The organism is Campylobacter volucris (genome assembly GCF_008245045.1).
Lineage (GTDB): Bacteria > Campylobacterota > Campylobacteria > Campylobacterales > Campylobacteraceae > Campylobacter_D > Campylobacter_D volucris.
The window spans coordinates 1-7,145 of sequence record NZ_CP043429.1 but is presented as its reverse complement, the minus strand read 5'-3'; the positions used below and the strand labels follow the sequence as shown (position 1 = coordinate 7,145).

Sequence of the window (7,145 nt, the reverse complement as noted above, 5' to 3'; positions counted from 1 at the left end):
AGATGCTAAAGCAAAAGATGAAAAGTTTAATTCACTTTCTTTTAATTTTTTTTCTATTAAAGCCCATTCATCAGGAGTAAGTCTTAATCTTTTAGTAATGCTTTTAATGATTTATCCTTTTTTTAATTAACTTAGCAAATCGCACCAAAGGTGCTTTGATTTGCGAAAAAGGGGTGCGGGGGCTGTGTGAGTGCGTAGCACGGAACACGGACAAAGCCCACCGCCCTAATAGCTTATCTAACTTAAAAAGGAAGATAAGTATAATTTTTAAAAACAGCTTGAAAAGTTTTTAAAAGTTTAAAGGGTTTTAGGGGATTTCCCCTAACGAGTGCTCGGAGTAGCAAAAATGCGTTAGCATTTTGTAGCTACGAAGAGTAATCTCGCCCTAATAATATGATTATATATTTTTTTAGTTAATTTTTTAATAAAATGATTATATTTTTTAATTAAAAAAATAATTAAAACGACATTAAAATTTTTTAAGTCGTTCTCTTGTTTAACTAAATTTCTTGTTTAATATCTTGTTTAAGGGCAAATTTAGCCCCATAAAATGGGGGTTGAAATTTAATAAACCGACATTTTTAATGTTAAAACCGACATTTTTAATGTTAAAAATATATCTAAAACCGACATTTTTAATGTTAAAATTAAATCTCATTCTTTTTTAACTAAGTTAAATTAGTGTTTCTTTTTATGCTATCAAATTTCTTTTTCAATAGAAAATTAATTTATAAAAACAATATTAGTGATATAATTTATCAAATTATTAAAATAAGGAGAAAATCTTAATGTTTAAAAATGTAATTAAATTTGCAACCTTAAGCATATTAATTTCAAGCTCTGCTATTGCTGATGATTTTTTATCTAAAATTAGTAATGGTGCTTTAAGTGATACTTCTATTGGAGTAAAAACTCTTAGTCTTAATGAAATGAAAGATGTTAAAGGCGGATATCAATTTAGTAGAGCAAGTAAATATGATAATTTTAGAAGTTATGCTTATTATGTTTATAACGATAATTTTGGCTCTGTTAATTCCGAGCTACAAGTTGATTCTCATAAAACAGTTCTTGCTAAATATCGTTATGTAAATAATCAAAAAGATTATTATTTGCAAACATATGATCCTAAAACAAATTCTTTTGGGACTATTTTTCCTAATTCTCAAACAAGTTGGGGAATCAATGCTGGTAAAATTTTAAATGATTTTAGAAAAAAATACTAATTTTATTTATTCCGCTTAAATTTAAGCGGAATAAAATTTGCTTGTAAAAATGCAAGATTGAAGATTGAGGGCAAAATCTAAATCTAAGGAATTGCATAATGAGTATATTTAGCATAAATGATAATTCCTCTTATGGTTCTATCATTTCACAAACAAAAGCAAATAAAGAAAATAAAACAAGTTCAAAAACAAATTTTGCAAATACTTTTGTTAAACAAAATGCTAGTAAATTAATTGAAATTCAAAGTAATAATACTCAAACATTAGCACTCAATGAAGCAATATTAAATCAAAATAGTATTAAAAGCGATTCTCCTAATTATCATATATCAAGTGATTTTAAAAATTCTATTTATGCTTTAAAATATAGACAAGCTAATAATCCTGCTTCTATGGCTTATGGTTATAGTGTTGATTCTAGTGGCTATATGGGTAGTGATTTTAACAAAGCAGCGGGATTGCCTGAAGATTTTAAGATACATAAATCTACTTTAGATGAGTTGTATAGAGTAGCTGAAAACAATCCTATTATTGCGGGCGAAAAAGAATATCTAGGCATTTCAAATTACTATACAAACATAGATATGGCTGATACTATAAGACAATATTATAATATTTTTTCTAGTGCTTTAGATCAAAGTTTTCCAAATGATAAAATAAGCTTTAGTGAAGCAGATATTAATTCTATGCCAAAAGGTTATGCTATTGATGGGTTTTATAATGGATATGGCATAGGCTTTCAACATTCAGACACAATAAGAAATAATGATATACGCATTAAATTCTTGGCAGATTATTCTGATGTAAAAATTTCAAATGTATATAAAACATCAGAGCAATTTAATGAGGCAAATAATATTTATGATGATTCTTGGGGGTTAATAACAGGTATCAAGCCCGAAACTCTAGGACTATCTATGAAAGACTTAAACAACATCAATAAAGGCGGTGAGCATGAATTCAAGCCTGATATGTCTGTTTATCCGAAAAATGAAGATGGGAGTTATCCTAAAGAAGCTTTATTTATGAGTTTTTTAAAATCTCAAGAAGGGCGTATTTTATATAGCCCGAACACCACTTTAAACCCAAAAGCACAAATGCATAATGCAGTTAGAGCAAAAGAAAGCTTTGGAAGCCCAAGTATGCACTTGGATGATATAATGACAAAAAAAATCGATTTTCAATCTTTGTTTAAGTATTATGCTGAAGAAAGTTTTCAAAACATACATCTTTATCTTTATGAACATGGAATTTCAAAAAATGAAGCAATGGGAAATTCTCAATTAGACTTCGACATGAAAAAATATTTTGCTAATGGTTGGAAACCACAAAGCAACACAATTAATTCTTATACAAATTCTATAATGGATAGATTAAATAATCTCATGAGTCAAACTAGGGTGTAATCCTTTAATTTATACCAAAAGGTTCTATTTCAAAAAATAAATGTTTTGGTATATTTAATTTAAATTTCTTCAATTCTTTTTTTGGTGCTACAATTAAAGCATATCCACCTTTATTATATCTATCCCAAATGCTAAAAAATTCTCTTTTAGAACTTATATACTCTCCATAGCTTGGATCAAATACTTGTAAATAACCCCCTTTATAATTAATAATTACCACAAAATGTGGAAAGCGTGGGTCGTTTTCAATTTTTACAAGCATTGGAATATTAATAAGCTTATTTAAATTGTCTCTATTTATTTGATAAGAATTACTTTCATATCCTAATTTTCTTACAGCATCACTTAAATCTGCAAAACTTACCATATCGGTATAAAGCTCTTGATCACTCATAATTTTTAAAAGATCTAATTCCATAAAGTTCTTATCGTCAATCATATTAATTAAAGTTGCTAAAGATGAAGCTCCGCAAGATTCTTCATATGTTTGTCTTATAACTTTTTCATTCTTGATTTCTTGATAAGACTTTACTATAAATTCTGCTTTTAAAAATAAAGGCTGTATAAACACTATAAGCAATATTTTTAAAATTTTTTCCATAAACTAATACCAAAAATTGCATCTGGAGCAGCAGAACTTCCGCCCAAACTAGCACTAACAGAAACAGCTGTATCTTCATTTATACTATATGTAGATCCGCCACTAATGGTAGGGATAGATCTTACTTCAGAATTTTTAATTCCATTAATTTTTTGTTCTGTTTGAAATCTTTGTTCTGCTCCTAAATCCAAAGTAATTTTTGGACTTAAAATTATTGATAAATTTCCACCAAAATATATACTATTGCCATAAGCTATCCTTGCAATTTTAAATTTTCTTTCAGCGTTATATCCAAAACCGGTATAAATACTATATACCACAGGATCGCTATATCCCCTTAAACTAGCTTCTAAATTTTGAGATTGAAAATAAAAATTTTTAGTTTGCATTACAGTTTTTTCTCTTTGCACAATTGAAGTTTGAAATTTAATCTGTGGTATAAAATCTGCAATACTATCTCCTGTATAAATAAATCCTACCCACAAAGAATCAAAATTTAAAGTATTTTTACTTGTAAAAGCTCCTGAAATAATATTATTATATTCTTGTCTTGCATAACTTCCACCACCAGAAATAAGAATATCTAATTTAGGTGCTAGTGTATAAATAAAAGTTTGATTTAAATATAATTGTTTAGTATCATTCCACACATTTAAATCCCCATTAATACCTATATTTGGATAGATATAATAAGAATGTGGATTTCCTGTGCTAAGTAAAGATATGGTAGTAATACTTCTTAAACCTATTTGTTTTTTAAACAAACTATCTATATTTAGCTCATCACTAGCAAAAACACAATTTGATAAAAACATCAACATAAATAAAAATTTTTTCATATATATCCTTTTTTAAAATATAATCAATTAAAAAGATTTCTATATTTTTGAGCTTCTTTTGCTTTTAAAACTCTTTGTTTATCTAAATAAAACAACTCTTCTGCTTTATCTTTTAGCTTTTCTAAACTTTTAATATCTTTGAAGTTTTTGACACCAAAAGCCACAAATTTATCATCGCTTTTTCTTTGAGCGATGATCGAAATCTTTTTATCTTCTTCATTATGTTCGTAATGACTTATAATCATTTCGCCAAATCTATCATCATAAATTGATTTGCCTATGTAAGAACTTAATATTTCTTTGAGTTTTTTAAATAAATTTTCTTCTTTTAGCTTTTCCTGTGCGATACGCTTATCGTTATTTTTATAATCAAAAATAAACTCTAAGTCTGTTATTTTACGCCCTGTTTTATAAGTTTTAATATCTAATAAAACTAAATTAGATTTGCTATTTATATCTTTTTCTGCTTGTTTTAATACTCTGCGATTAAAATCAAACCATTCATAAAGACTTTTCGGAACTTCTAAAAGATTTTGCAATACTGAAAGATTTATTTTAAGATTTTGTCTGTTTTGTTTTAATTCACAAAGTAGCATATTATAAATTCTTATGCTATAAGCTGACTTCATCTGCTGTATATCGCTAAATTTTAATTGCGTAAAATCTCTTTTTTGCTCTAATAAATACTCCATAAGGCTATCATTTAATTTATAACTAATATTTGAAGCTCCTTTTTTATATTCTAAAAATTGAAATAATGGCATGGCTCTATGAATTTCAATTTCTTTCATAGTTTTTTCATCAAGCAACTTAAAATCTTCGATATAAGTTTTTCTCGCCATATTGTCAATTAAATTTTTTACATAAGTATAATTTTCTTCACTTTGATGATTTAAAACTTCAAATATTTGATTTAAAGGCATTTGACACACTTGAAATAAAGTATCTTTTTGACTATTAATTTGAGCTACTATCCACATAAACATTTTAAGTTCATTAGTATTCATATCGTATTTTGCATATACAAAGCGATTATTTTGAGTTACTACGGCTTTTTGTATTCTTTTTTTGTTTGTTTTTTTTGTTGCTTGCATTAATTATCCTTAATTTTAAAGCAAGCAGGGTATAAGTTCATCGCATAAAGGGTATAAGTGCTTGCCCCTATACCCTAAAGCTTCCCTAAAGCTTTAATAAGCTAAGGTTACAATTAAGCAAATTAATGCTATAATTACGATGAATTTCAATTTGCTTTCCTCCTTTCGGTGGAGCAAATTAACCCTAGTGGAGCCCTAATCCACTAGGATTTAAACTCCACAAAATAATTATATCACAAATTTAAAATAAAAAGACATTATTTTTTAATATTTGTCGGTTTACCTACTCATTCCAAAATCTCTTTTAATCTGTCTTGCTTTATTTACTATCTTTTTAAAGCTGTTTCTAATTCGTTCTCTAAGTTCTGTAAATTTTGATTGCAAAATATCTCTAACTGCTTCAAATCTTGCTTGTATAAGTGTTCTGTTTCGTTCATTTTCTCTTTCAAGTCCTTGAAACTCTGTATTAAGCCATTGAGTTTGTTTCTCATAGCTTCTAAAGCGTTCTCGTATGCTATTCTTTCGCTCTTGATTATCTCTTGTAATTTCATTTCGGCTTGTTGATATTCTGTTATCTTCTCTTGTAATCTCTCTATTTCTGATATTAATTCTGCTTCTAATGTTGTCATTTTTAATTTCCTTTAATCTAGCATTAAATAATAGTGATTGTCTTGTTCGCTCATTTGTTGTTTTGGTATCCAAAGAAAAACTTTTCCATCTTGTGATTTTGTTGTTAAGCTTTCGTCTATCTGATAAGGTCTTATCCACTGATGCCACACAAGCATTAATAAAATCATCATTGTTAGCATTCCTGTTAAAAAGCTCATTGCTAAGCTTGATATTTTGAATTTCATCGGTTCGTGATTGCAAATTGTCTTCTCTAGCTTGTTTAAACTCTGCGTTATTTTTGAGTTGCTTTCGCTTATTAAATTTTCGTATTTGTTCTCTATAAAACTCATCTTTTCGTTGTATGAGTTTATCAAGCTCTGGTTTAATTCTTCCAAGCTCTGCTTTAATATCTCTTTGTTTAAACTCTCTTGCTCTGCTTTCTTTTTCTTCCCGTATTCTTCTAAGCTCTTGAGTGCCTGTAAATTGTTCATTGTATATTCCCCCTTTAAACCTTTTAGCTTTTTTACTTTGTGGTAATTTGATACTTAAATAATCTTTTCCTTGTCTTGTTACTTCAATGTTATTTTGCTCTAGTATGTTAATTAATTCTTCTCTTGAATTAATAATTTCATTAGCAACTTGCTTGTGAAGTAGCTTATCTAGGGCTTCATAGTCTTTTATTAGTTCATATTCTTTTTTACTACCTTGAAGGGTATTTTCTTTTGCTGGGTCTTTTGGATTTGTAAAATTATGGTTTAAATTAACAAAATCACACCATAAATCGATTCTTTTACTATCACTAGTATGGTAGTAAGGGTTAAATGCTTTTTTGCTTTCTAGGGCTATTTTTGGAATTATAAAGTTTAATTCTAATCTTCCTTTGTCTGTATGCTCTATCCATAAGATATTATAATTTCCTTTCATTGCAGGAGTTAAAAGAGTGTTTTCAAAGCTTTCCATTAGCTCTTTTTTTAGTTCTTCTTTGATATTTTTTTCTTCAAAAGATAAACAACCTACACAGGTTTTATGTTTTTGGCTCATTGATTTAATAATTTCCCTAGTTAAAAATTCATCGCCTTTTAAAATTCTTGCTGTGCCTTGATTAACTCTTTCATTTAGCATATAATTTATTGAAGATACGCCCCCGCCTTTTTGAGTTTTAAAGAATTTGCAAATCATTTAATGGTTTCCCTAAGTTCTTTTAAATGATTTTCTATTTTGCTTAACATTTCTAAAGCTACTCTATCAATTCCACCCTTTTTTGCATTTAAATGCTTAGCTACTTGATTTAAATTATTTCCCCACTTTGCTAATTCTAAAATAAAATCTTGATCGATTTTGTTTTTTTTCTTTTTGGTGTTTTTATTTAACAT

The 7,145-nt window shown here is 27.7% G+C and carries 7 protein-coding genes; 2 read left to right on the top strand and 5 right to left on the bottom strand.

The window, feature by feature from the left end:
* The first annotated feature begins 788 nt into the window (after positions 1–788).
* The gene (locus CVOLT_RS07895) at positions 789–1,223 is read left to right on the top strand and encodes a hypothetical protein (protein ID WP_147538969.1); all 435 of its coding nucleotides are present in this window, start codon (positions 789–791) and stop codon (positions 1,221–1,223) included.
* 98 nt (positions 1,224–1,321) lie between these two features.
* Positions 1,322–2,629: a Cj0814 family flagellar-dependent secreted protein gene (locus CVOLT_RS07890; RefSeq protein WP_139451802.1), complete on the top strand. Its 1,308-nt coding sequence runs from the start codon at positions 1,322–1,324 to the stop codon at positions 2,627–2,629.
* Between the two features lie 4 nt (positions 2,630–2,633).
* On the opposite strand, the gene CVOLT_RS07885 is transcribed toward CVOLT_RS07890, so the two are convergent.
* The 5 genes from CVOLT_RS07885 to mobC all read right to left on the bottom strand — a co-directional run bounded on the left by CVOLT_RS07885 (position 2,634) and on the right by mobC (position 7,145).
* Positions 2,634–3,230 carry a C39 family peptidase gene (locus CVOLT_RS07885; RefSeq protein ID WP_149104694.1) on the bottom strand — a complete coding sequence of 199 codons (597 nt, stop codon included), beginning with the start codon at positions 3,228–3,230 and terminating at the stop codon, positions 2,634–2,636.
* The gene (locus tag CVOLT_RS07880; RefSeq protein ID WP_147538973.1) at positions 3,215–4,069 is read right to left on the bottom strand and encodes an HmcD domain-containing protein; all 855 of its coding nucleotides are present in this window, start codon (positions 4,067–4,069) and stop codon (positions 3,215–3,217) included. Before CVOLT_RS07880 ends, CVOLT_RS07885 begins: the two co-directional genes overlap by 16 nt.
* A 23-nt stretch (positions 4,070–4,092) precedes the next feature.
* The gene (locus CVOLT_RS07875; protein ID WP_147538972.1) at positions 4,093–5,163 is read right to left on the bottom strand and encodes a replication initiation protein; all 1,071 of its coding nucleotides are present in this window, start codon (positions 5,161–5,163) and stop codon (positions 4,093–4,095) included.
* 279 nt (positions 5,164–5,442) lie between these two features.
* Entirely contained in the window at positions 5,443–6,951 is a 1,509-nt protein-coding gene (locus CVOLT_RS07870; RefSeq protein ID WP_147538971.1) for a relaxase/mobilization nuclease domain-containing protein, read from the bottom strand.
* Positions 6,948–7,145: a plasmid mobilization relaxosome protein MobC gene (mobC, locus tag CVOLT_RS08090; RefSeq protein ID WP_147538970.1), complete on the bottom strand. Its 198-nt coding sequence runs from the start codon at positions 7,143–7,145 to the stop codon at positions 6,948–6,950. Before mobC ends, CVOLT_RS07870 begins: the two co-directional genes overlap by 4 nt.

Excerpts from the sequence above, each read along its gene's own strand:
- CVOLT_RS07895 (WP_147538969.1), top strand. The coding sequence starts at position 789 with ATGTTTAAAAATGTAATTAAATTTGCAACCTTAAGCATATTAATTTCA.
- CVOLT_RS07890 (WP_139451802.1), top strand. The coding sequence starts at position 1,322 with ATGAGTATATTTAGCATAAATGATAATTCCTCTTATGGTTCTATCATT.
- CVOLT_RS07885 (WP_149104694.1), bottom strand. The coding sequence starts at position 3,230 with ATGGAAAAAATTTTAAAAATATTGCTTATAGTGTTTATACAGCCTTTA.
- CVOLT_RS07880 (WP_147538973.1), bottom strand. The coding sequence starts at position 4,069 with ATGAAAAAATTTTTATTTATGTTGATGTTTTTATCAAATTGTGTTTTT.
- CVOLT_RS07875 (WP_147538972.1), bottom strand. The coding sequence starts at position 5,163 with ATGCAAGCAACAAAAAAAACAAACAAAAAAAGAATACAAAAAGCCGTA.
- CVOLT_RS07870 (WP_147538971.1), bottom strand. The coding sequence starts at position 6,951 with ATGATTTGCAAATTCTTTAAAACTCAAAAAGGCGGGGGCGTATCTTCA.
- mobC (WP_147538970.1), bottom strand. The coding sequence starts at position 7,145 with ATGTTAAATAAAAACACCAAAAAGAAAAAAAACAAAATCGATCAAGAT.